This window comes from Bradyrhizobium sp. 22, assembly GCF_000482425.1.
Lineage (GTDB): Bacteria > Pseudomonadota > Alphaproteobacteria > Rhizobiales > Xanthobacteraceae > Bradyrhizobium > Bradyrhizobium japonicum_B.
Genome location: NZ_KI519399.1, coordinates 1,867,858 through 1,894,824, shown reverse-complemented (window position 1 = coordinate 1,894,824; position 26,967 = coordinate 1,867,858). Strand labels below are relative to the sequence as shown.

The window sequence follows — 26,967 nt, the reverse complement described above, 5'->3', positions numbered from 1 at the left end:
CCATTATCGCTACGTATTCGAGGAACTGTGTTTCGCACTCGCGAACACAGAACAGGGATACACGATGTCCGGCTCTCCGACGCAGCCCTATGCAAGGCAACCGATGAAAGTGCTGCACGTCGCCGAGACGATTCGCGGCGGGATTGCGAGCTATCTGAACGAGTTGCATCCGCAGCAGCAAGCAAGCTTCGGCGCCGAGAACGTGCACTACATCGTGCCCTCGGATCATCGTCGCGATCTCCCCGGGATCGATGACAACCAGATTACGACGTTCGAGCGATCCGGCCGCAGCGTCGCCGGACTATTCCAGATGCTGCGCGCGAGCATGCAGGCGCTGGACGCCTTCAAGCCGGACGTGGTGCACCTGCATTCCTCGTTCGCGGGCCTCGTGCTCCGTCCCGCGCTCGCGGCCCGCTCGGACGGACCGCGCGTCGTCTATTGCCCGCACGGCTGGGCGTTTTCGCGGGAGACGGGCCGCCTCAGTCACGCGGTGACGAAGGCGGCGGAGAACCTCCTTGCACGAACGTCGGACCGGATCATCTGCATCTCCGGCGACGAGTTCAACGAAGCCGTCCGCGCCGGAATTCCTGCCGACCGGCTCACCATCGTCCATAACGGCATCTCGAAGACGCGCTCGCCGCAGCCTCTCGCGGCGGACTGGACTTCCAAGAAGGTCAAGGTTCTCTTCATCGGACGGCTCGACCGTCAGAAGGGCTTTGATCTCCTGATCGAGGCGGCGCGCACGCTCGAAGACGTGATTGATATCCGCATGATCGGCGCCTCCGTCGTCAACAAATACGAAGGCCCGAGCGTGCCGTCCAACGTCACCCTGCTGGGCTGGCTCGACCGCCCGACCATCGAGACCCAGCTCGAGGCCGCCGATCTCGTCGTGATCCCGTCACGATGGGAAGCCTTCGGCCTCGTTGCCCTGGAGGCGATGCGCGCGGCAAAACCGATCCTGGCGTTCCGCAGCGGAGCCTTGCCCGAGATCGTGGTCGACGGCGTCACCGGCGTGCTTTGCGAGCCTGTCGGCGTTCAACCGCTCGTGGACGGCTTTCGGCGGGCCCTCGATTTCGATCTCAGGGTGTTGGGACAGCGCGGCTACGACCGGTTCAAGCAGCTGTATGACGTTCAGAAGACGCATGGGCAGTTGCAGCAGGTCTATCTCGAGCTGCTGCAGAACGACCAGACACCGGTCGGGGCGAAGGCGGGACTGCAATCGGATCTCTCCAAGAATTTCTGATGGCGCCGCTAGTCCCACGCACCTTGGTTCGCGACGGTCTCCGGCTCGCGAGCCTCATCGCATCCATTGTTCTGCCGGTCTCGGTCTGCGCCCAGCAGGCGAAACCGCTCGGTGCCCGATTCCTGCTGGGGGTCGGCACGCATCAGGGCCTGGGCGGCCCGGTGAGCGCGCGCGGATACGTGCCTGCGGAGAACGTCGCCCAGATCAAGCAGCTCGGCCTCAACACCTTCCGCGATGATTTTCCCTGGTCCGATTTCGAGACGGGGGGCCGCCGGATGGGGTTCACGCCCAGGCTCGGCAGGCTGGAATCGCAAGTCAGGTCTGGCGTCGCGCGCCCCCTTCTGATCCTTGCGTTCGGGCATCATCTGGTGCCGAATTCCTCGCCGCCCACCACCGACGAGGCGCGGCAGCGGTTCGCCGATTATGCCGCGGCGGCGGCGCAATCGGTCCTGCCGCAGCAGCCGCTGTTCGAGCTCTGGAACGAATGGAACCTGGCGGCGAAGAAAGATGCCGCGTTCTCGCCGGAGAACTATCTGGCGCTCGCGCAAGTCGCGCGGCCGGCGGTCAAGCGCGTTGCGCCGAACGCGCCGTTCCTGGTCGGTGCGCTCGGCGACGATCCGGGCTGGACATGGACGGAGAAGATGCTGCGATCCGGCATCCTTCAATATGCCGACGGCGCTTCGATTCATCTCTACAATTTCTGCATGGGCCCGAGCAAGCGCACCTCGGCCGAGATCATCGACCGGCTGACGGCGTTTCACCGCCTCGTCGGCCAGGCCAGCGGAAACCCCGACTTCCCGATCTATGTCACCGAGACGGGCTGGACCACGGCGAGCAACAAATGCGGCGTCAGCGAACAGGCCCAGGCCGACAATAGTGCGCAGCTGATCCTGTGGGCATCGACCGCGGCGCGCTGGCTCAAGGGCATGTGGCTCTACGAGCTCAAGGACAGCGGACAGAATCCATCGGACCTGGAGCACAATTTCGGGCTCTACCGTTTCGACAATTCGCCGAAGCCCGTGGCCTGCGCGGTGCAGGGCGCCTGGGCCTTCATTCGCTCCAGCCTGAGTGCCGAACGTCGCGAGCTCGCCAGCGGCGTCGTGTCGATCAATGCATCAACGACCTCGGGCGGCAGAATTGCGGTCTGGTCCGAGACTCCGGACCGACGTTACGAAATCCGACTCAAGGGTGATCCGCAAGGGGCGAGCTTTGCGATGCCGTGCGACCAGGCGGCAAGGCCTGCGTCCGGGGTCTGGATCCCCGTCTCGAGCACACCGGTTCTGATTGCAGCCAATGACAGTGCCGTTCCCGCCCTGGAGATCAGGCCGGCGCGGTAGAGCCCATTTGCAGACATGAGGTTGACGCGATGAAAGTTCTTTTGACGTCCACGCTTTATCCGACGCCTCAGGCACCCAAGATCGTCGGCGGCGCGGAGATCTTCGCCCGTCGTTTCGCCGAAGGTCTGGCGCAACGCGGCGACGAGGTGGAAGTGATCCGGGCCGCGTCCAGGCCCGGGCAGGTCCCGGAAACCTGCGACGGCATCAACGTCTACTCCGCGCCGGTGCGGAACGTGTATCTGCCCTTCTCGGAGCAGAAGAACGTCGCGCTGCGCAGCATCTGGCACGCAATCGACGACTGGCAGATGCAGGCCCCCATGATCGCGGAACGCATCCGGGCCTTCAAGCCGGACGTGCTGCACTCCAACAATCTGTCGGGCCTCACCACGGCGATATGGCGGGTTGCCGCCCAGCTCGGCGTTCCCGTGCTTCACACGCTGCACGACTATTATCTGACCTGCCCGCGCTGCTCCCGCTTCGACAACGGACGGTCCTGCGAGCACACTTGCACGAGCTGCGCTGTTCTGACCTTTCATCGCAAGCGTGCCACGCATTGGCTCAGCGCCGTGGTCGGCGTCAGCGAGCGCGTCCTGTCGATTCATACCGACATGGGCATGTTCGCGGAAACACCGATCCGCACCGTGATCCGCAACGCCTCGACCGAGCCGCCGCACGCGCCCTATCCCCGCCCGGTCTGCACCACGGAGGTGACGTTCGGGTTCATCGGCCGCCTCACGGAGGAAAAGGGCATCGACAACCTGATGCGCGCTCTGGCTCTGCTGCCCCGGGATCGCATCCGCATGATGATCGCCGGCCGGGTCAGCGACGAGGAGCAGCGACGTCTCAGGTCGCTCGCGCCGGATGCGCGTATCGAGTTCATGGGCTTCGTGGCGCCGGACGATTTCTACAAGCAGGTCGACGTGGTGATTGCGCCCTCGATCTGGCACGACCCCGGTCCACTGGTCGTCGCAGATGCCAAGGCAGCCGGCAGGCCCCTGCTCGGAACCCGCTTTGGCGGCATGCCCGAAGTCATCGAGCACGGCGTGACCGGCTGGCTGACCGATGCCGATCCGCAATCCCTGGCCAGGAGCATGCTCGCGGTCGCCGCCGATCCGCACAAGATCGACGAGATCAGCCGACGCCTGATCGCGGATACCAACAAGTGGATCTTTGCCGACGTGCTGTCCTCATACAAGAACCTGTATGAACAATTGCGCGAACGGCGGATGTCGCGCATGCGCGCTGCGACGAATGAAGCGCCGCAGGGACGGGCCGTCGGCAAGGAGCGCCTCATTCCGCGATGACACGCCCGCGATGACACGTCTCTTGGCGATGGCGGGCTACGTCTATCAGAGCGCCGCGGCGATCATCCTGATCTTCGCGATCAGCCATCTGTTGCCCGCCGCCGACTACACCAACTTTTCCCTCGCGCTGGCCTCGAGCCAATTGCTCTGCGTCCTGATGTTCGAGTGGCTGCAACTGGCGGGACTGCGCTTCCTGGCGGCAGCCAAAGAGAACGAGGCGGCCCGGCTGAGGTGGTCGCTGCTTGCAGCCGGCCTGTCGAGCGCGGCCGCGCTCGTCGTGGTCGGCGCCTGCGCGTCTCTGGCCAGCGTGCTCCCAACAGGGGTCGTGGCGTTGGGTCTGGGCATCTCCGTCCTGCAGGGCCTGACGGACCTCTATTTCCTGTCGGTCCGCCTGTCCGACCGGCTCGGCATCGCCTCCTTCCTGCTTGCGCTGCGTGCCACCGGGCTTCTGGCCGGTGCCGTCGCGGCAGGCGTGATCTCGGGGACGGCCGAAGCGGCGCTGCTCGGCATCGCGTCGGGGCACGTTCTGGGCCTCCTCGCCGGCCTGGTCGCATATCGCACGCCGATCGAACGCGTGCCGTTGCAGAGGATGCTGGCCGACTGGAAGGACTTCTCCCGCTACGGCATGCTCGCGGCGGGCGCATCCGTCATCCATCTGTCGGTGCCGGTGCTGCTCCGCGTCGTCATCCTCGGCCGGCTCGGCGCGACGGGAGCCGGCGCCGGATTTTCGATGGCGCTCGACCTCCTGCAGCGCCCGTTCTGGGTCCTCAATGCGGCGATCCACACCGTGAGCTATCCGGAGGTCGTCAACGACTTCGAACACGGAGGCAGCGCAAGATCGGTGCAGTCGGCGCGCCGGATGTTCGAATTTATGATCTGCACGACCCTCGTGCTGCTCGGCGGTCTCATTGGATTCATTCCGGATGCAGCACGTATCCTGGTGCCGCAGGCCAGCCTGGCTGGCTTTCTGGAGACGGCGCCAATGGTCGCCGCCTTCTATTTCCTGCACACCCATTTGCAGGCGACGACCGCGGTCGTCCCCCACCTCGAGAAGCTGGCGACCAGGCTGGTGCTCGTCGCGGCCGGCCAGCTCGCCGTCGTGGTGGCCGTCTCCCTCGTCGCGGTGTCGGCCGGCCTGTCGCCGCGAGGGGCGGTCGGCTGGGCTGCGGTCGCCACGTTCGCGACGATCTTGGTCGCACTCGGCCCGACCCTGCGGTTCGAGGCGTTCCCGCGCTGGCCGCTGGTGATGCAGGCCTTGGTGGCCGCGCTCCTGATCGGATCGCTCGGCTCGCTGCCGACGGAGCCTACGACGTGGCTCGCCGGCAAGATCGTGATCGCCGCGATTGCGACGGCGGTGATCGGATGGCGCGGCGACTTCTTGATGCTGGCCCGCCGCGGCTGATTCTCGCACGACCGTCTGTCGTGCACGCCGGGTTCCGGCAAGGAACCGGCGTCGCCAGCAAACAGCGTCTGCACCATCTCTGAGCATACACAACCCTTGCGGGTATACTGCATGACTTAGCCGCCCATGGAAGCGGCATCTGCGAACTTCGCGTGCGAGCGAAGTACCGCGAACGGCGACAAGCGAGTCGCGTGAGCGCGCTCCCAACAAAAATTGTAAAACCTTTCTGCGCCGCCTGCGCATACATTCAGCAGCGCAAATCGAGAAAATCTTGAAAGCGCCTTTCTCGCGCCACGCCGATCCGGCATCGCTCGAACATTCTGCTGCCAACGGGCAAGTCTGTTCCTGCACAAGGAACCTCGTTTCGCTCGCGATTTGCAGCTTCGATTTTTATCTGAAATTCACACTCCACAGAGAAGCTTGAACGCAAATCCCTGCGAGCATTCTCGCTCGCGCTGAAACTCGAGTGTGCAATGCCCGATCAAACCATCCTGTCCGCCAGCGGCTTCATCAACTCCATTGGCGTCAACACACACGCCGGCTTCGGATGGACCGGCTACAACAATCTCGCGATGATGGTCGATAACCTCGAGTATCTCGGCGTCACCCATCTCCGCGACGCGATGGGAACCAGCCCGGCAGCGCAACCCGTCGTCGAGGGACTGGCCGCAGCCGGCTACAAGTTCGACTTCCTGGTGTCGTCCGCCCTGCCCCAGACCGGCACGGTCGGACTGCAGAAGTACATCGCCTCGCTGGAGAAGTTCGCGACGACCTATGCGGGCAGCATCAGCGCCATCGAAGGGCTCAACGAAGCCAATCACCAACCCTTCAGCTACAACGGCAGCTCGAGCCTCACCGCCGCAGCCCAGTTCCAGAGCGCGCTCTATCAGGCCGTCAATGCCAATGCCACGCTCGGCAGCATCCCCGTCTTCAATCTGTCATTGGCCTACAACGATCCGCAAGGCTACAGCCAGCTCGGCGACATGTCGGGCTCGGTCGACTACGCCAACGCCCATGCCTATGTCAGCACCAGCCTGACGACCAGCAGCTCAATTTCGGCGACGCTGAGCGCCGTCATGACCGCGGCGCCGGGCAAGCCCGTCGTCATCACCGAGACCGGCTACACCACGCAAGCCAACACCCAATATCTCGGCGTCAACGAGACGGTGCAGGCCAAATCGATCCTGAACACCCTGGTGGATGCCTACAAGGCCGGGGTGAGCGCGACCTATCTCTACGAGCTGTTCGATCGCGACTCGTCCGCCGGCAACACCAATCCCGAGGCCAATTTCGGACTGTTCAATTCCGACGGGACGCCGAAGCTCGCCGCCACGGCCATTCACAACCTGACGTCCATTCTGGCCGACGACGGCAAGGGCGGCCTGCAACCGACCGATCCGTTGAACTACACCCTGAGCAACATGCCGGCCACCGGCAACAGCATGGTGCTCGGCAAGAGCAACGGCGCCTACGAACTGGTCGTATGGGCAGAGCCGAAGCTCTGGAACGATTCCACCGATACCGAGCTGACCAATGCGGCCCAGACGGTCACCGTGAACCTCGGCGGCGTGCATCATTCGGTGAAGGTGTACGACACCCTGACGGGAACCACGGCGATCGCCAGCTACACCGACGTCAGCTCGATCACGATTCCGGTCAGCGACCACCCGCTGATCATCGAGATCGACGCGCCCCCGGCCACTTCGACTCCGCCGGACACAAGGACCAGCGTCAGCGGTACGGCGGCCGAAATCGTGCCTGAGCTCTCCGACCTGAGCGACTCGACGGCGCTGCAGACTATCACGCTGACCGACTCGCACGTCCTGCCGGTCGCCTCGAAGGCGACCATGGACTACATCATCGCCCATTACGGCAGCGCGCTGTCCAAGATCCAGGGCGGCTACTCGTTCGCGGTGACGAATACCGCCGCGACCTGGAGCAGCACGAAGACCTATGATGCGAGCGGAACGCTGCTGTCGAAGTCGGATACCGGCCTGAACTCGAGCGGACAGCCGACCTCGACCACCGTGGCCTACTCCGACGGTTCCAAGGACCTGATCAGCTACACGGGCGGCGTGATGACGAAGTTCGTCCACGTCGGCACCGACGGAATCAGGACCACCGACACCTACAACACGGCCGGAACCCTTCTAAGCGAAGTCGTCCAGAAGTCCGACGGCTATTACTCCACCACGCTCTACACCGCCGGTGTGAAGACCGCCGCCTACGTCAAGAACGCGGACCGCTCGCAAGACAACTATACCTACAACATCACCGGGAAGAGCTTCACCACCCAGGTTCAGCATCTCGACGCCTCGGGGAAGGTCACCTCGGTGATCCGTACCCATGCCGACGGCTCGCTGGACTCGACGCAAGTCTACAACAGCGACGGCAGCAGCGTGATCACCAATTATAGCGCGACGGGGGTCAAGCTGGTCGAGACCACCTATCATGCCGATCGCAGCAAGGACGTCTGGACCTACGACATCAAGGGCCAGAACTACACGACCGAGCACGACGTCTACGACACCACCGGCTTCCTCACCAACCTGACCCGCCTGCACAGCGACGGCAGTCTCGCCTTCAAGCTGGTCCAGAGCGCCGACGGCACCAAGACAACCGATTGGTACAATGCCGCCGGCAGCCTCACCAGCGAGGTCGTGCAAAAGGCGGACGGGACCGTCTCGACGACGACCTACAGCAACGGCGTCAAGACCAACACCTACGTCAAGAATGCCGACGGCAGCCAGGACAATTACGCATTCGGCATCACCGGGAAGAGCTACACCACGCAGATCCAGCACGTCGATCCGTCGGGCAAGATCACTTCCGTGACCCGCGAGCACGCCGACGGCACGCTCGATTTCACGCAGGTCATCAACGCCGACGGCAGCAGCGTCATCACCAACTACGATACCGCGGGAACTCGGATAAAGGAAGCCAACCTGCACGCCGACGGCAGCAAGGACGTTTTCCTGTTCAACATCACCGGCCAGAATTATACGACCGAGCACGACGTCTACGATGCGACCGGCTTCCTCACCACGCTGATCCGCAAGCATGCCGACGGCAGCATGGCGTTCAAGCTGGTGCAGAGCGCGGACGGGACCAAGACCACCGAATGGTACGACGCAAAGGGCGTTCTCACCAGCGAGGTGCTCGAGAAGCCGAGCGGCTACAGCTCGAACACGGTGTACACCAACGGCGTGAAGACCGCGGCTTACATCACCAATGCCGACATGAGCCACGACAATTACAGCTACAACATCACCGGCCAGAGCTACACCACGCAGCACCAGCATCTCGACCCCACCGGCAAGACGACGGAGGTGACCCGCTGGCACGCCGACGGCTCGCTCGACTACACCCAGGTCGTCAACGACGACGGCAGCAGCGTCGTCACCAGCTACGATGCGGCCGGGGTCAAGAAGTTGCAGACCGACTACCACGCCGACGGCTCCAAGGACGTCTACCAGTTCAACATCGTCGGCCAGACCTACACCAACGAGCACGACAGCTACGACTCGACCGGCTTCCTCACCAACATCGTGCGCACTCACGCCGACAACAGCCTGGCCTTCACGCTGGAGCAGAGTGCCGACGGCACCAAGACGTCGGAGTGGTACGACGCCAAGGGCGTCATCACCAGCGAGGTCACGACCAAGAGCGACGGTTACAGCTCCACGACGGTCTACACCGCCGGCGTGAAGACGGCAGCCTATATCAAGAATGCCGACGGCAGCCAGGACAACTGGAACTACAACGTCACCGGGCAGTCCTACACCACCCAGCATCAGCACTTGGACGCCTCGGGCAAGCTGGTCGAGCTCACCCGGACCCACGCCGACGGCACGCTGGACTATACCCAGGTGATCCACGACGACGGCAGCAAGCTGACCGACATCTACGACAGCGCCGGCAACAAGACGCAGGAGATCGCCAACAACGCCGACGGCTCCAAGGACGTCTTCCTGTTCAACTTCAACGGACAGACCGGCACCACGCAGCACGAGAGCTACAACAGCGCCAAAGCGCTCGAGTTCATCGATCAGACCAAGACCGACGGCACCCACAACGTCACGGCGGTCGCTGCCGGCGTCACGATCCAGGGCGGGGCCGGCAACGACGTGTTTTCGGCCGCACCGAGCTCGACCACCATCGCCTACGACCACGGCCAGGACCAGATCCTCAACTTCCAGGCCGGCGACGGCACGACCCACGACGTGATCCAGATCTCGAAGCTGCTGGCCGAAGACTACAGCCACCTGCAGATGACGCAGTCCGGCACGAACGCGCTCATCACATTCTCCGCCACCGACTCGATCCTGCTGAAGAACGTCTATGTCTCCAGCCTGACGAGCCACGACTTCGTGTTCGTCTGAGCACGCGCCAGCATGCTTCGGGGGCCGGGATCATGCAGGATCCCGGCTCCATTCTCTTATCGGGCGCCTGCCTCATCAATGGGCAGAGCGATGACCCATCCGCAATTGGATGGGTCCCATGAATTCGGCCGGACCGCCGCGATTGCGCCGCATCGGCGAACGCGTTCAGCGAACTTGCGTCACAATTCGCCGCTAGACACGGCGATGACCCGCGCAAGGACTCCGAGGCCCGATGGAAGCCAGTGAAGCAAGACGTTTCGTCGTTCTCGACTTCTACCGCTTCGTCGCCGCGCTCGGGGTCTTCATCTTCCACCTGAAGCTGATCGACACGGGCATCTCGCCGGCCTGGAACGGGTCCTTTGGCCTGTTCGTCGACATGTTCTTCATCCTGTCCGGCTTCGTGATCTCCTACTCCTACCCGTCCGACGCGCGTGGCGTGGCTGCCTATTCCCGCTTCATGATCCGGCGTATTGCGCGGATCTATCCGCTGCACCTGTTGAGCCTGCTCATCTTCGTGGTGCTGATCGGCGTCGGGCTGGAGCGCACCGCCCGCTCGAACCCGCTGGACTTCCTGTACAACATCCTGCTGGTCCAGGCCTGGGGCGTCACCGATCACCTCAGCTTCAACTCGCCGTCCTGGTCGATCAGCGCGGAGTTCTTCTGCTACCTGATCTTTCCGCTCCTGATGCTGTTTGCGCGCAAGGTCCAACCAATGGTGCTCGCCGCAATCGTGGCGGCGCTCTATCTGGTCCTCGCCCATGGCCATCTGCCGATCTGGCAGGAGCGGTCGCAGATGTATGGCGCCAATTTCGACTACGGAATGCTCCGCGCGCTGCCGAGCTTCCTGAACGGAATCCTGCTCGCCATCCTGTTCCGGATGTCGCATCCCTACCGGAGCAAGCGGATGATCATCGCCGGCATCGGCATGTTCGGCGTCTCCGTGCTCGTCCTCAACGTCTTCGCCAAGCCCGACCTCGCCATCCTGCTGTTCTCCTGCGCCATCCTGCTGACGGCGGTCGGCGAAAGCGCCTTCAAGCAGTTTCCTGGCGCCCGCCTGCTCGGCCGGCTCGGCAACACCTCATATGCGATCTACATGCTGCACGACGCGGTTCTCATTGCCGTGTTCAAGCCATTGTGGACCTGGCTCGGACTGCGCCCCGATCAGTTCGGCCTGTACGCCCTGGCGTGCTGTGCGGTCCTGACGATCATCGCGGACCGTACCTACGCCTATTTCGAGAATCCCGCGCGGCGGCTCATCAATCGCTGGGCCGACACCGGCGTTCCCTCCTCGCGCAAGGTCCAGACGGTGGCCGCCGAGACATCGATGCGGTTCGACAACACCGAGCGGGCGGTCAACTGACCGCCCTGCCGATGACGTGAGCGCGTTCAGGCAACCTTACCGTCGGCCGCCGGCGCGAACCGCATCGGATCTTCACCCAGCAACGGCGCGATATTGGCGCGGGACAATTCCATGACGTCAGGCAGCGCCTGACGGACCTGCTGGCCGACCGCTTCGTGCGCGCCGACGAAGTTCAGCAGGAACGTCTCGAAGCTATCGCCGACGAGGAACTGCGACGGCGACAGCAAGAGCTGTTCGCTGACGCCAAAGTGCGCGAACAGGCCCTGGAATTTGTCCTGGTAGGTGATCGCCGCGACCGGCGTGCCCTGCCCCAGCGCCGCAATCGCCAGATGCATGCGGCCGGTGATCACGCCGTCGACCAGACCCACCACGGCCTTGATCTCGCCCGCCGACAGCGCCTGATCGACGTGGTGCACGCGATCGCCGAGCACGGGCTTGAGGCGGTCGGCCAGCGGCCGCAGACAATTGTCGTCGGCGATCTCGGGGCGATAGTCGTGTGCCAGCAGGACCCAGCTTGCATCGTGCTCGCGAGACAGAAGCTGCATGGCGCCCGCCGCCAGCTCGATCATTTGCCGCAGCTTGGCCGGCTCCGGCTTCTTGAACAACATCGGATGGATGTTGAAGACGAAGACCTTGCGGCCCTGCTCGCGCTGCCGCGCTATCTTGGCCGCGATCTGCTTCACCGAAGCCGTATCCGCCCGCGGCGTCAGCATGAACGCCGCATCGGTCACCAGATGGGCACGCTTCCTGGCGAAATCGTCGAACCGCCGAAGCGATATCGCATCGCGCAGATTCAGGACCACGCCCGGATCCAGCAGTCGGAACACTTCGCGCAACGCCTTCGCCGGGCGGGAGTTGAAGCTGAAGCCGAGCACGCTGACCTTGGCGCCGAACGCCGCCATCAGATCGGCAACGAGCAGCATGCGCGCGGCATCCACCGGAGAGTAGTAGCCGTCGAGCACGTCGGCCCCCAGAGTCAGCCCGAAATCCGGCCTGGTGAGCGACAGCTCCTGCGCCACCGTCTCGTAGGAGAACGGCTGTCTCCACAGCTCGAGCGGCTTGAAGCCCATCGCGCGCACGTCCGCGCTGGCGGCTGCAGTCGCGGTCACGATGTAGACCTCGAGATCGGGATAGGCCCGCTTCACCTCTCCGGTGGCCGCTTCGATCATGGCCTCGTCGCCGCGCGACTGATGGACGCTCCAGGGGTCGGAGGGGAGCACGACGAGCCGGCGCGGATTGTTGCGCGGCGCGACGTTGACGCCGACGTCCTTTCGCGCGATCTGCCACCTGCGCAGCTCCAGCAGATCGAGCGCCAGCGGCGTATTCTTCGCGCTGTTGAGCCAGCCTCGCAGCTGCCTGCGTACGGGCACGGGGATCAATTGCTTCACGACATCCTCCTCGTCTGCATCAAGCGGTCGCACCGCGCTTCACGACGAAATCGATCAGGGACAGGACCTGCTTGCGCCAGAGCAGCAGAAGGCCCGTCAGGTAGGTCACCCCAAAACAGGACGACAGCAGTCCAATCCGCAAATAGGGGTTCATGCCCGGCGTCGCCTCCCGGCACAGCACGACCGCGCCGTAAGCCAGAACGATGGCACAAAGGCAGCCCGCAATGGGACGCAGAAACTGGCCCCAGCTCAGGCCCAGCAGCCGGAGCGCCAGCGCGAATGTCACGGGAGTGACCACGAGCTGCGAGAACGCGAAGATCGTGGCCAGTTGGCCAATGTCGCGCGACGGCAGCAGGAACATCGCCGGCACGACCGTGCAGAACTTCAGGATATTGAGCAGAAAGACGTAGTTCGGTTTGCCCAGCGCGCCGAAATAGGCGCTGTTGACGAACTGCACGGTCTGGACCGCGCCGATCAGCATCAGCGGCCGCATCACCGCTTCGCTGCCGCCCCACTTCGCGCCGAACAGCAGCAGGGAGAACTCCGGCGCGATCGCCGCGAGCAGCACAAAGACCGGAGATCCGACCAGCGCACCGAGGCTGACGCTGCGCAAATAAGCAGCCGCGATGCGGTCCCGCTCGTGCGCGATCTTGGACAACGCGCTGAGCGCGACGTCCATGACCGCCTGGGTGAGCAGCTGCATCAGGATGATGTAGACCCTCGCACCGACCGTATAGATGCCGAGCGCCGCAACGCCATAGAGCGACAGGATGATCATGTCGATGGTACGCACGATGGCGAAATCCAGCAGCCTGTTCAGCACGACGTGGATGCTGTAGCCCGAGAGCTCGCGGAAACTCTTCATGTCGTGGCCGCGCATCGGCAGCCAGCGCGGCTGGCTCCAGAGCCACAAGCCGCTGATCGCGCTTTGGACGACGACCTGGATCACGAGGCTGAGAGCGCCGAACCCGGCATAGGCGCAGGCGATCCCCACGACGCCGGACACGGCGGTTGCCACCATGGTCCTGACCGCGAGCACGCGAAAATCCATCTGGCGCTTGTAGAGCGCCTCCTGGAACAGGGTCGCGGTCCCGATCGGAAGCGCGAGGCTGGCGGCTGTGAGCAGCGGCGCGAGCCCCTTCACATCGAGCCAACGTTCGATATCCGGCGCAAGGAGGACAATCAGAACCGCCAGAAGCGTCGAAGCGGCGAAAGAGCAGAAGAAGGGCAGCGTCACGTCGGCGGGCGCGAGCGTCCGCCGCTGGATCAAGGCATCACCGAAGCCGAATTCCGCAATCGAGCTCAACAGCAGAAGGATGAAGGCGACCAGCGCGGCCAGGCCGAAATCCGCCGGGTTGAGCAGCCGCGCCAGCACCAGGAACAGGACGAACGACAGCGCCCTGCCGCCCCAATTCTGTGCAAGCGACCAGAACAAGGCAACCACGACCTGATGTTGTTTGCCCGGCGTGACGTTCATCAACAATTCGACCCAATTCCGACAGATCCAACCACAATCGCAGGCTAGACGACGTGGCACGGTGCTACCGCGACGTCGCCGTCTTCGACCACTGCGGAGCAGTGATTGCTCGCGACAATACGACCGAGTGATGGCAACCAGATGAGTGCCGTCACGATTCCGATTTAGAGTGGAAGTGAGTTCAAATCGTGGACTACACTCCAATCGACCTTTGCGATGTGATGCAAAATGGATGCCTTGATGAACTCGCCTGCTCCGCGTTCTGCCCGTAACTCGAAGCGTTTGCGGGTGGCGATCTACGCGCCGCATTTTGCAGAATATTCCTATCGGCTCGCCTCTGGATTGGCTCACCATTGCGACGTCCGCCTCGTGCTCAACCGCAAGGATGCCAACCAGCAATGGGAACTGGCCGATATCGCCGTGGCCGCTCCCTTCGAGACCCGGGTTCGCGACCTGAGCCTGCGCCGCGGCGGCGCGATCGGCATCCCGGCCTCGTTCCTCGACATAATTTCATTTCGTCCGGACGTGATTCATTGTCACGAAGTTCCGGAAATCTACACGTCCAAGCTGATCCAGTTCCTTCGTCCGCTCGGCATTCCTCTGGTGTTGACCGTTCACGATGCGATTCCGCATTCGGAAGGCGGCTCGGGCACCTCGCCACGCGAGGATGGTTGGCGTGGACGCATGCGCGCGGCCGCATCAATCGTCACGACGCACGGCGAAAGCTGCATCGCGGATTTTCGCCGCGCGTCACCTGACTTCAAGGGCGAGACGGTGTCCAGCATGCACGGCGTGCTCATGGTCCCACCGGCAGGAGGCGCGATCGCAGCACCCGAATCCGCGCGCATCCTGTTTTTTGGGCGGATGTGGGCTTACAAGGGCCTCGACGTCTTCATCGACGCGATCGACATGTTGACCCGGCGCGGCGTGGCCCACGAGGCGATCGTTGCCGGCCGCGGCCCGGAGATGACGCGGCTCGGCGCGCGGATGGAGGCCATGCCGACCGTCAAGACGATCAATGCCTATATTTCGCCTGCGGATACCGGGCAGCTGTTTCAATCCGCCACGGTGGTCGCCCTGCCCTACAAGGACGCAACACAGAGCGGCGTGCTTGCATCGGCTTACGGCAATTCCCGTCCCGTCGTTGCCAGCGCCACCGGCGGCATTCCCGACGTCGTCACCGACGGCGTCAACGGGCTGCTGGTCCCGCCGGGCGACGCCGCCGCATTGGCCGATGCGCTCGAACGCGTGCTGACTTCGAAGCCTCTTGCCGCGACACTGACCGACGGCGCACGGCAGACCGCCGCCGGCATTTTGAACTGGGACCGCATCGCCGAGCAATTGCTGGGATCCTATCACAGGCTCGCCGGTCGTACCGTGAGCTGACGGCGACGGGCGCGCGGCGCTCAAGCCGATTGCCCGACCTTCAGCGGCCGAAAAAACATGCCGCGGATCGCCCCGTCCAACTGGCGCCTCAGCCTCACCTCGATCAGCTCATAGCTGATCACGCTCGCAACCAACGACAGCACCAGCCCGAGCGCGATGAAGGCAGCCCACAGCAGCCAGCGATCGACGCCGGCGGCAACCAGCTTCAGGCCGATCACCTGCAAGGGGAACAGCACGAAGGGATGCACGAGATAGAGGCTGTAGCTGATCTTGCCGACATATTGCAGGGCCGGCGCACTCAGGGCCTTGCCGAGGCCCGACTCCGGGGCAAGCGCCATGCCGAATAGCAGGAAGCCGGGCAGCAGCCCCACGAATGGGTGAAACAGCACGAGGCTCGCAAACATCGCCGCTCCGCAAGCAAGCCCTGCGATCAAGCCGAGGCGCCCTGGAATCGAGATACGGAATCCCGTGGCGCTGAACAGCATGCCGATGCAGAAGAAGGCCGTGATCGGCCAATGCAGCAGACAGGCGATGCCGAGCAGGATCAGGGGCGCCGTCAGCAGCCTGCCGGCGCTGCGCCACATGGAGAATGTCAGCGCAAACCAGATGTAGAATGCCCATTCGTAGGTCAGCGTCCAGGCATTCTGCTGGGCAATGGGCAGGCCGAGCGCATCCTGCACGAAGAACAGGTTGGCAGTGAAGATAGCGAGATAACTCGGCAGATCGATGCCACGGAAGAACTTGTAGGCGACGATCGGACCAATCGCGAACAGTGCGAGATGCAGGACGACGAACACCGGCATGATGCGCAGGACGCGATCGAAGAAGAACCGCGGCAGCGACCCGTGCCGGACCAGGCTCGCCGGGATCAGAAAGCCGCTGATCATGAAGAACAGCTCGACACCGTGCCCGCCGACATTGATCACCGATTGCAGCCAGGCCCAGAGCGGCGGCAGGAATCCGGGATTCGGGATGTCGTACATGCCGCCCTTCGGCATGTCGTAGAAATGGTCCATCAGCACGCTCAGCGCCGCAATGCCGCGCAGTCCCTGGACCGACGGGACGAACGATCCGTCATAGGCCGGGCCCGCCTGGTGCGGAAGCCTCGTCACTCTGCGGCCCCTTGGGTGCTGAGCGCAGGCTCGATAACCACCTTCTTGCGGCGCGCCGAGCGGAACCGGTGTCCATAGGCAATACTGGGCTTCTCGACGAACAAGAACGTCATCCAGCTGACGGCAAGCGACAACGCCAGGATCACGCCCAGGAAAATCGACCATCCGAGCGGCCCGTCGCCGAACCAGACGAGGCGATGGACGAAGACGATCACGAACGGCGACATCAGATAGACCGAGAAGCTGATCACGCCGACGAAGGCCATCGGACGCCACGCCATTCGCTCGCCGAACACGGCAAAGCCGATGAAGACCAGCGCCGCGCCGACATAGGCCGCTCCGATCGAATAGCTGTAGAAGAAATTCTCGTGATACACGCCGCCGAACCGCCGGTCGGACAGGGTGATGGCGAAGATCGCATACAGCAGCGTGCAGACGGCCACGTGGCTCCATCGCAACTTCCCGCCGATGACGGTGTCGCGAATGATCTTGCCCAGGAACATCGCCGACAGGTTCAACCCGACCTCCATCACCGAGGACACGGTCCTGTTCTCCACCAGCAGCGCAGCGCTGGTTCCGACCAGCGCGGCCGCAACGACGATCCCGACGGCGGTGAAGCGCTGGTTCAGCAGCCCCATCGCGAACAGAATGGTGCATCCGACGTAGAACAGCAGCTCGATCGCCAGGGTCCAGTAGAACACCCAGAGGTTCGGGACATTCACGAAGGTCTGCAGCATCGTCACGTTCGCGGCGACCTGCCCGAGCGGATAGACCTTCGAGTCCAGCAGATACATCGTCACCAGCCCGATGACGAGCGAGGTCCAATAGGCCGGATAGAGCCGGAAGAAGCGGCTGATCGCGAAATCCCGCACCGGCGTGGCGCTGTCGGGAAAGCTGAACGGAATGACGAAGCCGCTGACGAAGAAGAACAGCACCACGCCGAACCGGCCGAAGTTCATGTAGTAGCCGAACACGTCGTGGATGGGCCAGTAATAGGCGCCGGTCGGATGCTTTTCGACGATCACCTCGAACACGTGCTGGACCAGGACCGCCAACACGGCAATGCCGCGCAGCGTGTCGATGAATGCGAGCCGTTTATGCATCGTTCGTTCTCACCTGCTTCCGCTCGCCGCCGGCATGTCCGGGCGGAAGCCTTCCAATGGCGGCAGCGGCGGCTTCATGACAATTGGCACGGTGTCGCCCGTCCGTGCGGAGGCCGCGCGCCGCGAAAATACCTCGCTGAAGCTCAATGCGATGATCAGGAGACCGGATGCCGGGCCGTAGTTCAGCACCGTGATCGTGAACAGGTTGACGATGAAGATCAGCGTCAACTTGTACACGTCTGTCGCTCCGAACGTTGCCCGGAACACCATCACCATGAACGCGACAAAGGGCAGGCCGAACATCAGGTACGTCCCGATGTAGAAATTATCGACTGGCACCCAATAAGCCGCGAGCGGCGAGAACAGCTGCTGCGGATAGTTGAAGCAGCCCGCGCCGCAACCGGTCACGAGGCCGACCGGCATCAGCTGAGTCAGGTAGATGAAGGGCTTCTGCCAGCTGTTGTTGATGCGATCGAGGATGCTGAAGAGGGTCGAATGCGGCACCGCCGCGGTCCCCGAAGCGAGCACGATCATGAAGAACGGCACGAAGATCGACGCATACGACCACAGCGCGATGGTTCGGATCGCGGGAAAGCGCGATCTCTCCGGCAGCATCCGCACCAACACCAGCAGGATCAAGTAGAGCACGAGAACGATCATGGTCGTCTTGCTGGTGGTCAGCTTGGTGGCATAGATCGCGATGGAGCCGAGCAGGAGACACCAGGTGGTGCTCATGCGAATCGACGTGATCGCGAACGACACCAGGATGAAAAAGGCCGCCATGGTGTTGTCGGCCGCAAAGCCCATAAGGCGCTGGTCGTCGCCGCCATAGGCCCACCACAATCGGCCGGCCTCGCGGACTGCGCCGAAAGACTCGTATTTGTAGCCCACCCAGGGCATCAGGTAGAATTTGGTCAGGAAAACGCCGATCACCGACAGGTAGAAGGTCACGGCGATGACCGACAGAAGCTTCTTGTACGAGCCGAGGCTCGAGTCGCAGAAGCAGAATCCGACGAACACCGGCAGCATCATCTTGAACGACGAGACCGCTGCGTTGACCGTACCCAGCATGAAATAGCCGAGCACGAGCGACAGCATGATCTGCACCAACACCAGGAGGGCCAGGGTACTGCGATTGCGCAAGATGCAGTGCACGAAGAACTGGATCAGGCACAGAATCGCAATGGCGTCGGGCACGTACCAGAGCGCGTTCATGTGATAGATGCTGGTGTAATAGCGGATCACGCCGCCAAAGGCGTCGCGGACCAGATAGGCGCCGAGCGCGATCGCCTCGATGTTGAGGCTGATCAGCGTCATCCTGGGCTGCTGCAGCGCGAGCATCGTCATGTGCGGCTCAGTTCGTCAGCCGCGCCGAGCGCGCGGGAGCCCCCGCGAAATCCCGACGGCTTCCGAGCGCATTCCGCATGAACTTGCCGCCGGGAATTTCGATGTAGAGATAAGTGAAGTGCGAGACCGCCAGAACAGCGGCCAGCGAGACCACGAGGTTCAACGTCGCCGGCAGGCCCGCCCAGACCGAATCCAGCGCGGCGATCCGCCCCGCCCCCACGGCGCGCACGAAATATTCGGCGAGCAGCACCACGAGCGCGTGCACCATATAGATCGAGTAGGAACGTTTGCCGAGCCAGACCAGCGGCCTGGCTACCAGCATCCGCGGCACCAGAAGCGCATCCGGAAAGGCCAGCAGGCTGCCGAGGAACACCGCGAACGTCACGGGCGCGAGGAAGGTCGATGCAGGACTGGTCTCCGCCACGGACACCAGCACGATGCTGGCCGTCATGGCGGCGAATTGCAGCGCGCCCTGAACCGCGGGGCCCGGCCTGGCCGGCAGGCGATCGACGATCCTGACCGTGAGCACGCCCAGAAAGAAGCTGACGAAGCAGCGCAGGATACCGAAGTCGGTCTGAAGCCCGAGGCTCCTCTTGTCGAGCACGAAGATGATGAAGACCAGGCTTCCGACCGCCAGCGCGCCGCAGAGGACGTAGAACAACAACAGGGAACGCAAGCGCTGGGCGACAAGGACGATCAGGCCGAACACAAGGTAGGTGTAGAATTCGACGCTGATGCTCCAGCTCGGCGCGTTCCAGCTGAGATAGTCGATCAATCCCATCGAATGCAGCAGCAGGACGTTGAGACCGAAGGAATAGGCATTGTTCACTTCGAAGGCCGCCGGCGCGGCCACGACGACTCCCGCCATGACCAGGCTGATGCGCAGGAGGCGAAACAACAGATTCGCCAGCAGCATGACGATGTGCAGCGGATAGACCCTCGCCAGGCGCCGCACCATGAACTCGCGCAGCGAGAAGCGTCCGAACTCGCTCTCGACGTAGCTGAGCGACATGACGATGCCGCTGAGAACGAAGAACAGATCGACCAGCAGCCAGGAGCTTCTGAAGAACGAGCAGTTGATCCACGCATTGTGCGGGAACGCGGCGAGGAAGGTCGGCATCAGCAGCAGATGGTGAATCACCACCGATGTCGCGGCGATACCCCGGATGCTGTCGAGCGGCAGGACATGCGCCTTCTCACGATGAACCAACTCCGTCACATCAACATTCCCAGCTATTGCACCGCAGTACTGTGTATCAGGACTCGCGCGCGTTCAATCTCTGCGATCGCGGACTCGCATCAGGCGCATGACGGTCGACGATAATTTCAACGCTCGCAGTTCGTCCGGACATGCGAGCGCCAAGTTCACGCCACTATTTGCTTGAGACCGCCGCGCATCGGCGCGCAAATCAATTCGGCCGGGATCATTGCGAGCATTTGCGTACAAAGTGTGCGCGAAATTCGGCGGTGTTGCGATGGAAGCCCAGCGCACGAGATGATTTCTGGCGTGAGTTATCGCAGTGAAAATTTTTGCTGAACCGGGAACAAATGAAACGCGGCGCGACTTGTGTCGGTTCTGCGACACGCCGGTCCGCGGGTGCCCGATATGTTTTCAAGTTGCAACATTCGTGAGCGCGACATGCCGGTCTCGCAGGCATTGTAATCCGCGTCTTTGCAACCGGTGCAAAGTCGCAGAGCATCTGTTCGTCATCGACGATCGTGCGTCAGCTTTTGCGCCGCACAAAAAGATGACACAGTTACCTGACAAGTTTCGCCTGTTCTCTCATTGCAACACAAGCAAGGAACACGGATGGGCCGCGGACTAACACGTCGTCATGCACAACCGCGATGGCTATCGACCGTCTTGATAGGTTCTGCGCTGATCGTCTCGAGCGTCGATGCTTGCCGCGCTCAGTGCGTCGAATTTTCGGGCCGTGCCTCGCAACTGGAACTCGACACCTTCGTCAAGTCACCCTCCTCGCTTCTGGAGCGGCTGCGCAATGACAAGGAGAAGCTGAGATTTCAGCTCGCGACCTATCTCGCCACGAATCCGTCGGTGTTGCCGTCGGTGCAGACGCTGATCTCTTCATCGGCCTCGGCCGACCGCTCCTCCATCGGTGCCGCACTGCGCATTGCCGAAGGGAGGTGCACGGCGACGAAGCCGGAGGCTGCACGCAAGATCAGGGATTTCGTGCAACGGATCGGTGATCTCAACGTGCAAGCAGGTTATTCCGCCGCGGGAGACGACGCCTCTGGCATCCAGATTCAATCGCAAGCCAAGAGTTCGACGCCACCGCCCCGGGGCGGGGCGCTGCTCGACGGCGAATGGAAGACCAAGCTGGCCAATCCCTTCAAACCCGTCCCCCTTCCGAACTGATCAGCGACCGTCAGAGGCAGCGAAGCAAACCAATGTACCAACCCAGAGAACATTTCCAGTCGGGACACCGATTCGGCATCGAATTCGGCGGAGCGGTCCTCAGCTTCGAGCGCGTCACGGACGTCCTGCGCCGGCAATGGCCGGTCATCGCGGCCTGCACCGGAGCTTCGCTGGCCCTGGTGATGGTCTATCTGGCGCTGGCGCAACCGATGTACACGGCGAATGCCCGCATCATGATGGACACGCGTCAGGCACAGGTGCTGGACAAGGACAGCAACGCCAGCAGCGCCCTCATCGACACCGGCTACGTCGACAGCCAGGTCGAGGTCATCAATTCGGACGACCTGATCCTCTCGGTCGTCCGTCGCCTGAAGCTGACGGAGGATCCGGAGTTCAATGGCTCCAATCCGGGCCTGCTGTCCATCGTCCTCGGCAAGGTCATGTCGCCGTTTGGCTCCCGCGAGCCGCCGTCCCAGGAGCGGCTCGAACATGCCGTGGTCGAGACGGTTCAAAAGAGCCTGAGAACCGAGCGCGTCCTGACGACGTATGTCTTGTCGTTGAATTATCGCGCGCGAAGCCCCGACAAGGCCGCCAAGATCGTCAACGCCATCGCCAATGCCTACCTCGTTGGCGCGCTGGAAGCCAAATATCAGTCCACCAAGCGGGCAACCGAATGGCTTCAGCAGCGCAGCATCGAGCTGAGCGAGCAGGCAACCGCCAGCGACCGTGCCGTGCAGACCTTCAAGGCCGAAAACAATATCGTCGGAACCAGCCGCGGCCTGATGTCCGAGCAGCAATTGTCGGACCTCAATACCCAGCTGGTTCAGGCGCGGGCATCGACGGCCGAAGCCAAGGCCCGGCTCGACCGGATCACCGCGATTTCAGACCAGGACGTCGCACAATCGACGGTGACCGACGCTCTCAACAACTCCGTCATCACCCGCCTGCGCGCGCAATATCTGGATCTCCAGGCCCAGTATGCCGACTGGTCGAGACGCTACGGCAAGCAACATCTTGCGGCGGTCAATCTCGCCAACAAGATGGAGGAGCTGCGCAAGAACATCGCCGACGAGCTGCGTCGGATCGGGGACGCCTATCGCAGCGACTATGAGATCGCAAAGAGCCGCGAAGCCTCGCTCGAGAAGAACGTCAAGGAGCTCGTCGCCCAGGCCGGCGATACCGGCCAGGCCGCGGTCAAGCTGCGCGACCTCGAGAGCGCCGCGGACACCTACCGCAACCTCTACAACAATTTCCTCGAGAAGCTGCAGAGCGCGACGCAGAATCAGAGCTTTCCGCTCAGCGAGGCGCGCCTGATCAGCACCGCCACCAAGCCCGAACGCAAGAGCTCGCCGCGCACGGTGCTGGCGCTGGTGGGAGGCCTGGTCGGCGGCCTCTGCCTCGGCTTCGGTGTCGCATTCGGGCGCGAACTGCTCAGCGACGTCTTGCGGACCCCCGCCGAGGTCGAGGACGAGCTCGGCGTCAAGTGCCTCGGGGTCCTGCCCGACATTCGGCCGCCGACGACGACCGGCGCGTTGCTTTCGACGTCGGCCAAGACGAGCTCGGCCGATCTGTCCCGCTACGTCGTCGATCATCCGTTCTCGCGGTTCGCCGAGACGTTGCGCAACATCAAGGTGTCGATCGACGTTGCGCGCCTGACCCGCGAGATCAAGGTGATCGGCATCGTGTCTTCCCTGCCCAAGGAAGGAAAAACGACGGTGGCCGCCAACTTCGCGCAGTTGATCGCCCTCACCGGACATCGCACCGTCCTGATCGACGGCGATCTGCACACGCGCTCGCTGACCCGAGAGCTTGCACCCAACGCCCAGAGCGGACTGGTGGAGGCTCTCAGCGATCCGGCGAGCCTCGGCTACCATGTGCAGCGGAGCAAGGAGACGGGCCTGGATTTCCTGCCCTCCGTCGTCGCGTCCCGCATGGTCAATTCGGCCGACGTCATTGGATCGAAGGCGATGGCCGAGCTGCTCAAGGTTCTGAGAGAGCACTACGAGTACATCGTGATCGACCTTGCCCCGGTGATGCCGGTGGCGGACTCCAAGGCCGTCAGCCTCCTGATCGACGCCATGGTCTACGTGATCGAATGGGGGCAGACGACACGAAGCGCCCTGCAGGAGTCGGTTTCCGGATCGGAAGTCCTCCAGAAGAAGCTGCTCGGTGCCGTGCTCAACCGCGCCAACCCGAAGATGCTCAAGCGCATCGAGGCGTACAAGGGAAAGCACCACAACAGCTACTACGTCGAGCACGCCTAGGCGGAGGCGCGGGCGCCGCGCTCAGCCGACCTGGAACGACCTCGGGCCCGTTGCCATTTGGCAGCGGGCCTTTTCCGTGCTTTGCGGAATTGCTGCGTGAAGGCGATCGAGCGCGCCTTCGGCTGCGCCACCGGAGATCGCGCCAAGCCGACCGGACCTGCTCCGGCCTCCGTATTCGTCCGGAATCCACAACTTGCAGTTATTGCTCTAGCCAAAAGCAAGGATTGACGGAGACGGCGACGGCTAGGACAGTGCGTCAATTGGCCAACGTTCATCGATAAGACGAGACAATCCGGTCTTCGAGGCCTCAAAATGCCGAAACTTTGGGCATCTTTCTTTCTGGCTTCCCTGAGGCTAATCTCGGCTCATACTTGTAGTTCCTTTCCCGCGGGCTCGGAATGCTGATCGTCCTCACGATTTTGACCATTTGGGTGCTGCTCAACATCCTGTTCGTGTTGATCGTGGTTCCTCCACGCAAGGCGCGTCGACAGCCGATGGCGGCGCCGACACTCTCGCCCGCGCCCATCGATCCGAGCCGGCGGGAGATCGAGCAGGACGAACCGTTCTCGATCCGCCACGTCATCGTCTCCGTTGCGATGGGGGCTTTCTTCGTGCTGGTGCCGCCGCTGCTCGCCTTGCGGGATGCGATCATGCGGCTCTTCGGCGGATCGACACGGGACGGAACCTGAGCTCCGCCGCCTGCCGCTTTAGATCATCGGGCCATTGAGCAGTCAGTAGGCTTCCTGGAACATCACCGCGGACGCCGTGCGGGCCATGATCTTCAGGTCGAGCCAGATGCTCCAGTTGCTGACGTACCAGACGTCGTACTCGACCCGCTTTTCCATCAGATCGATCGTCGGCGTCTCACCCCTGAACCCGTTCACCTGGGCCCAGCCCGTCAGGCCCGGCTTCATGTGGTGCCGGTAGACGTACTTGCTGATCAGCTCGTCGTAATAATTGTCATGGGCCAGCGCATGCGGTCGCGGCCCGACCAGTGACATATCCCCGCGCAGCACGTTCCAGAGCTGCGGCAGTTCGTCGATGCTCGTCATGCGCAGGAAGCGCCCGATCTTGGTGACCCGGGCATCCCGCTTGGTTGCCTGGGCGATGGTCTCGCCGTTCTCGCAAACGGTCATGGTTCGGAACTTCCAGATCTCGAACGGCCTGCCGTTGAAGCCGCGGCGCGACTGCCGGAATATGACGTTTCCGGGGGAGTCCAGCTTGATCAGCACGGCAACGGTCAGCAGCAACGGCGTCAGCATCACCAGCGCGAACACGGCCACGCCAATGTCGAGGCAGCGCTTCTGCAGCCGCTCCAGAATGGTGAGAGGCGGCCGCTGGATTTCGACCGCGACGGTTCCACTGACCGGCAGGAAGGGACGGGCCACGAGATCAGCGACCGGGTCGTCCGGCAGCAGGCGTATGGGCTGTGGGACCGCGCGCAAGTACGGCCCCAGCTTGCGAAGCATCGGCAATTCGTTCCAGTCGATCGCAAGCAGATATTCGTCGACGTCGGCCGAACGCGACTGACGGATCACGTCACGAATCTGGCGCTCCCACTGGCCGTCGTCCCGATCGGCTCCGAGCACGAAATGGCGCATCACGTCGAAGCCATTCCTCCGCAGGTCCTTGAAGCGGCTCGACGTGAAGTCGAGCGGCTTGAGGCTGAGCAGGATCACCTTGCGGTCGACCAGCCGGCTTCGCGCAAAGCTGGTGCCGAACACCGCCTGCCAGACGAAGCGGAGGCTGATCAGGCCGAGCCCGCCGATCACGGCAAACACGATGACGGTGCCGCGCGACAGATTGTCCGTCGATTTCAGCAGGAAGGCCGCAACGGCAAGGATCGTCAGCGACATCAGCCAGATCGTCACCGCCTTTCGAAGCTGCCAGACGACGTTGAGCAGACGATGGGTGGCATAGACGTCCCGGAAATAGGCGACCGCGACGAACACCACACCGACAAACAACCCTGCTCCCACCGAGGCGCCGTCATTGGGCGAAGCGACGGCTGCGCCGTACAACGAAGCCCCAGCGGCATAGCTCAACAAGATCAGCAGAAAGTCAGCCGCCATGACGACGATCTGAAATGGCCTCTGAAGAGAGCCACCGCGCGTCGACGACAGCGTGTGAGCGTTTTCAGAACCATAAGTTGCAACAGCCATTCGAACCTCTGCCTATCGAGAGAGTGCCTGACGCTCATCGTGATGCTGAAGACTCGTCACTTCCCCGCACGGAAAGTGTTGGTTGATCGCAGCGACATTGTGGCGCTGCACGCAAAACTTTTGCGGCGCAAGGATCGTGTGCCGCGTTGAAATGCGCGATGAAATTCGTCGCGCTGAAAATGTCGTCACACTGATGACATAGGAGCGAACGCGTTGCCCTATTTTGAATCAAGTTCCACATCCGGCGCGGCAGCTGATCGTTGCGCGAGCGTCTTTCCGCCCATCTTTCAGGCGACGCAATTGCTCGATGCAGACTCGCCGCGGCGGACCGCGAGAATTTCGATGGATTTCTATCTGGGCGTGCGCCGCGAAATTCGATGCAGGCATGCAATTCTGGCCGAGCGATCATTCGCGTTGCCGGCATGGGCAGTCGGCAAAAACTGCCGCGCCCTTCTTTTGGCGTGATCGAGCCGGAGAACAGGGACGCTGCCTCGCCGAATGCACGCTGTTCGTTGCATGGAAGCTCCTGGGTGCCGGCGACTTGGGGAATTTTTTCGACCACCCGATCGATTGAGCGCCATGATATCTCTCGCCCGGCCACGTCCGTCCGTTCCCAAACCGCAATTGCCGGAGGGAGTCCGAATCTATGCGATCTCGGACATTCACGGATGCGCGCATCTGCTCCGGCCCATGCTGCGGGTGATCGACGCCGACGTTGCCCACAGCCGGCCGCGCTACGCGGTCGAGGTGTTCATGGGCGATTACATCGATCGCGGCCCGGATACGCGCGCCACGCTCGACGTCCTGGTCGAACGGAGCCGTCGTGGAAACGCGGTCTTCCTCAAGGGAAACCACGAGGCGTTCCTTGTCAGCGTGTTCGAGGACCCTTCACTGTTCGAGGATTGGATCGCCGTGGGCGGCGCGCAGACGTTGATGTCCTACGGGCTCCCCCCGCCGGACCTGAAGCGCGACGAGCCCGCATCGATCATGCGCGATTTGATCCGGGCAATGCCCACCGAACATCTGGAGTTCCTCGACAATCTGCGGCTGAGCTTCAGTTGCGGGGACTTCTTCTTCGTCCACGCCGGCGTTCGCCCGGGCGTTCCGCTGGCCGAGCAGGCCGAGCGCGATCTGCTCTGGATCCGCGAAGACTTCCTGCGCAGCGAGCAGCAGTTCGGCAAATATATCGTGCATGGTCACACGCCGGTCCGCAGCGCCGAGTTCCTGGCAAACCGCGTCAACATCGACACCGGCGCCTATGCGACCGGCAACCTGACCCTGATGAGTATCCAGGGCAGCCGCATGCTCGCGCTGTGAGACGAC

General features: G+C 62.9%; 19 protein-coding genes. 12 read left to right on the top strand and 7 right to left on the bottom strand.

Translation table 11 applies throughout. The annotated features are described in order from the left end of the window. Nucleotides 1-64 precede the first annotated feature (64 nt). From K410_RS0110300 to K410_RS0110275, 6 genes are all read left to right on the top strand, one after another. A complete protein-coding gene (locus tag K410_RS0110300; protein WP_245269358.1) occupies nucleotides 65-1,243 on the top strand; it encodes a glycosyltransferase in 1,179 nt (392 codons plus the stop codon). Then, entirely contained in the window at nucleotides 1,243-2,580 is a 1,338-nt protein-coding gene (locus K410_RS0110295; RefSeq protein WP_028134761.1) for a hypothetical protein, read from the top strand. Before K410_RS0110300 ends, K410_RS0110295 begins: the two co-directional genes overlap by 1 nt. Before the next feature lie 29 nt (nucleotides 2,581-2,609). Continuing rightward, nucleotides 2,610-3,884: a glycosyltransferase family 4 protein gene (locus tag K410_RS0110290; RefSeq protein WP_028134760.1), complete on the top strand. Its 1,275-nt coding sequence runs from the start codon at nucleotides 2,610-2,612 to the stop codon at nucleotides 3,882-3,884. A gap of 10 nt (nucleotides 3,885-3,894) precedes the next feature. Then, on the top strand, nucleotides 3,895-5,286 hold the full coding sequence (locus K410_RS0110285; RefSeq protein ID WP_028134759.1) for a hypothetical protein: 1,392 nt from the start codon (nucleotides 3,895-3,897) through the stop codon (nucleotides 5,284-5,286). 473 nt (nucleotides 5,287-5,759) lie between these two features. Then, nucleotides 5,760-9,668, top strand: coding sequence for an RHS repeat domain-containing protein (locus tag K410_RS0110280; RefSeq protein WP_028134758.1), 3,909 nt, complete (start codon nucleotides 5,760-5,762; stop codon nucleotides 9,666-9,668). A 232-nt stretch (nucleotides 9,669-9,900) separates the two neighbouring features. After that, nucleotides 9,901-11,028 (top strand): acyltransferase family protein, encoded by a 1,128-nt coding sequence (locus K410_RS0110275; protein ID WP_028134757.1) that lies wholly within the window; start codon nucleotides 9,901-9,903, stop codon nucleotides 11,026-11,028. Nucleotides 11,029-11,054: 26 nt separating this feature from the next. Here K410_RS0110275 and K410_RS0110270 read toward each other — a convergent pair whose 3' ends face one another. Next, on the bottom strand, nucleotides 11,055-12,416 hold the full coding sequence (locus K410_RS0110270; RefSeq protein WP_245269357.1) for a polysaccharide pyruvyl transferase family protein: 1,362 nt from the start codon (nucleotides 12,414-12,416) through the stop codon (nucleotides 11,055-11,057). Between the two features lie 19 nt (nucleotides 12,417-12,435). After that, nucleotides 12,436-13,893, bottom strand: a complete 1,458-nt coding sequence (locus tag K410_RS0110265; RefSeq protein WP_028134755.1) for a lipopolysaccharide biosynthesis protein — start codon at nucleotides 13,891-13,893, stop codon at nucleotides 12,436-12,438. Nucleotides 13,894-14,133: 240 nt separating this feature from the next. On the opposite strand from K410_RS0110265, the gene K410_RS0110260 reads away from it, so the two are divergent. Beyond that, complete coding sequence (locus K410_RS0110260; protein ID WP_245269356.1) at nucleotides 14,134-15,279, top strand: glycosyltransferase family 4 protein; 1,146 nt, start codon at nucleotides 14,134-14,136, stop codon at nucleotides 15,277-15,279. Nucleotides 15,280-15,299: 20 nt separating this feature from the next. Here the strand turns inward: K410_RS0110260 and K410_RS0110255 are convergent, their stop codons facing one another. Genes K410_RS0110255 through K410_RS0110240 form a run of 4 tightly spaced genes read right to left on the bottom strand, consistent with a single transcriptional unit; the run spans nucleotide 15,300 to nucleotide 20,060 of the window. After that, nucleotides 15,300-16,391 carry an acyltransferase family protein gene (locus tag K410_RS0110255; RefSeq protein WP_028134753.1) on the bottom strand — a complete coding sequence of 364 codons (1,092 nt, stop codon included), beginning with the start codon at nucleotides 16,389-16,391 and terminating at the stop codon, nucleotides 15,300-15,302. Further along, nucleotides 16,388-17,494: an acyltransferase family protein gene (locus K410_RS0110250; RefSeq protein WP_028134752.1), complete on the bottom strand. Its 1,107-nt coding sequence runs from the start codon at nucleotides 17,492-17,494 to the stop codon at nucleotides 16,388-16,390. Before K410_RS0110250 ends, K410_RS0110255 begins: the two co-directional genes overlap by 4 nt. 9 nt (nucleotides 17,495-17,503) lie before the next feature. Further along, nucleotides 17,504-18,841, bottom strand: coding sequence for a hypothetical protein (locus tag K410_RS0110245; protein WP_028134751.1), 1,338 nt, complete (start codon nucleotides 18,839-18,841; stop codon nucleotides 17,504-17,506). Nucleotides 18,842-18,848: 7 nt separating this feature from the next. Further along, nucleotides 18,849-20,060: an acyltransferase family protein gene (locus tag K410_RS0110240; protein ID WP_245269355.1), complete on the bottom strand. Its 1,212-nt coding sequence runs from the start codon at nucleotides 20,058-20,060 to the stop codon at nucleotides 18,849-18,851. Nucleotides 20,061-20,651: 591 nt separating this feature from the next. Here K410_RS0110240 and K410_RS0110235 point away from each other — a divergent pair. The 3 genes from K410_RS0110235 to K410_RS0110225 all read left to right on the top strand — a co-directional run bounded on the left by K410_RS0110235 (nucleotide 20,652) and on the right by K410_RS0110225 (nucleotide 24,171). Continuing rightward, a complete protein-coding gene (locus K410_RS0110235) occupies nucleotides 20,652-21,218 on the top strand; it encodes a hypothetical protein (RefSeq protein WP_245269354.1) in 567 nt (188 codons plus the stop codon). Nucleotides 21,219-21,250: 32 nt separating this feature from the next. After that, nucleotides 21,251-23,482, top strand: coding sequence for a Wzz/FepE/Etk N-terminal domain-containing protein (locus K410_RS0110230; RefSeq protein ID WP_028134748.1), 2,232 nt, complete (start codon nucleotides 21,251-21,253; stop codon nucleotides 23,480-23,482). Nucleotides 23,483-23,880: 398 nt separating this feature from the next. Beyond that, a complete protein-coding gene (locus K410_RS0110225) occupies nucleotides 23,881-24,171 on the top strand; it encodes a hypothetical protein (RefSeq protein ID WP_028134747.1) in 291 nt (96 codons plus the stop codon). Nucleotides 24,172-24,213: 42 nt separating this feature from the next. Here the strand turns inward: K410_RS0110225 and K410_RS0110220 are convergent, their stop codons facing one another. Continuing rightward, nucleotides 24,214-25,644, bottom strand: coding sequence for an undecaprenyl-phosphate glucose phosphotransferase (locus K410_RS0110220; RefSeq protein ID WP_028134746.1), 1,431 nt, complete (start codon nucleotides 25,642-25,644; stop codon nucleotides 24,214-24,216). 213 nt (nucleotides 25,645-25,857) lie between these two features. On the opposite strand from K410_RS0110220, the gene K410_RS39415 reads away from it, so the two are divergent. Both K410_RS39415 and K410_RS0110215 read left to right on the top strand, forming a co-directional pair. Further along, entirely contained in the window at nucleotides 25,858-26,109 is a 252-nt protein-coding gene (locus K410_RS39415) for a hypothetical protein (RefSeq protein WP_155253330.1), read from the top strand. A gap of 114 nt (nucleotides 26,110-26,223) precedes the next feature. Then, complete coding sequence (locus K410_RS0110215; protein ID WP_049820009.1) at nucleotides 26,224-26,961, top strand: metallophosphoesterase family protein; 738 nt, start codon at nucleotides 26,224-26,226, stop codon at nucleotides 26,959-26,961. Nucleotides 26,962-26,967: the final 6 nt, after the last annotated feature.

What these genes read in the sequence shown, in the direction of transcription:
- K410_RS0110225 (WP_028134747.1), top strand. Translation starts at nt 23,881, where the DNA reads ATGCTGATCGTCCTCACGATTTTGACCATTTGGGTGCTGCTCAACATC.
- K410_RS0110260 (WP_245269356.1), top strand. Translation starts at nt 14,134, where the DNA reads ATGAACTCGCCTGCTCCGCGTTCTGCCCGTAACTCGAAGCGTTTGCGG.
- K410_RS0110280 (WP_028134758.1), top strand. Translation starts at nt 5,760, where the DNA reads ATGCCCGATCAAACCATCCTGTCCGCCAGCGGCTTCATCAACTCCATT.
- K410_RS0110300 (WP_245269358.1), top strand. Translation starts at nt 65, where the DNA reads ATGTCCGGCTCTCCGACGCAGCCCTATGCAAGGCAACCGATGAAAGTG.
- K410_RS0110290 (WP_028134760.1), top strand. Translation starts at nt 2,610, where the DNA reads ATGAAAGTTCTTTTGACGTCCACGCTTTATCCGACGCCTCAGGCACCC.
- K410_RS0110285 (WP_028134759.1), top strand. Translation starts at nt 3,895, where the DNA reads ATGACACGTCTCTTGGCGATGGCGGGCTACGTCTATCAGAGCGCCGCG.
- K410_RS0110220 (WP_028134746.1), bottom strand. Translation starts at nt 25,644, where the DNA reads ATGGCTGTTGCAACTTATGGTTCTGAAAACGCTCACACGCTGTCGTCG.
- K410_RS0110295 (WP_028134761.1), top strand. Translation starts at nt 1,243, where the DNA reads ATGGCGCCGCTAGTCCCACGCACCTTGGTTCGCGACGGTCTCCGGCTC.
- K410_RS0110265 (WP_028134755.1), bottom strand. Translation starts at nt 13,893, where the DNA reads ATGAACGTCACGCCGGGCAAACAACATCAGGTCGTGGTTGCCTTGTTC.
- K410_RS0110245 (WP_028134751.1), bottom strand. Translation starts at nt 18,841, where the DNA reads ATGACGATGCTCGCGCTGCAGCAGCCCAGGATGACGCTGATCAGCCTC.
- K410_RS0110250 (WP_028134752.1), bottom strand. Translation starts at nt 17,494, where the DNA reads ATGCATAAACGGCTCGCATTCATCGACACGCTGCGCGGCATTGCCGTG.
- K410_RS0110235 (WP_245269354.1), top strand. Translation starts at nt 20,652, where the DNA reads ATGGGCCGCGGACTAACACGTCGTCATGCACAACCGCGATGGCTATCG.
- K410_RS0110230 (WP_028134748.1), top strand. Translation starts at nt 21,251, where the DNA reads ATGTACCAACCCAGAGAACATTTCCAGTCGGGACACCGATTCGGCATC.
- K410_RS0110275 (WP_028134757.1), top strand. Translation starts at nt 9,901, where the DNA reads ATGGAAGCCAGTGAAGCAAGACGTTTCGTCGTTCTCGACTTCTACCGC.
- K410_RS0110215 (WP_049820009.1), top strand. Translation starts at nt 26,224, where the DNA reads ATGATATCTCTCGCCCGGCCACGTCCGTCCGTTCCCAAACCGCAATTG.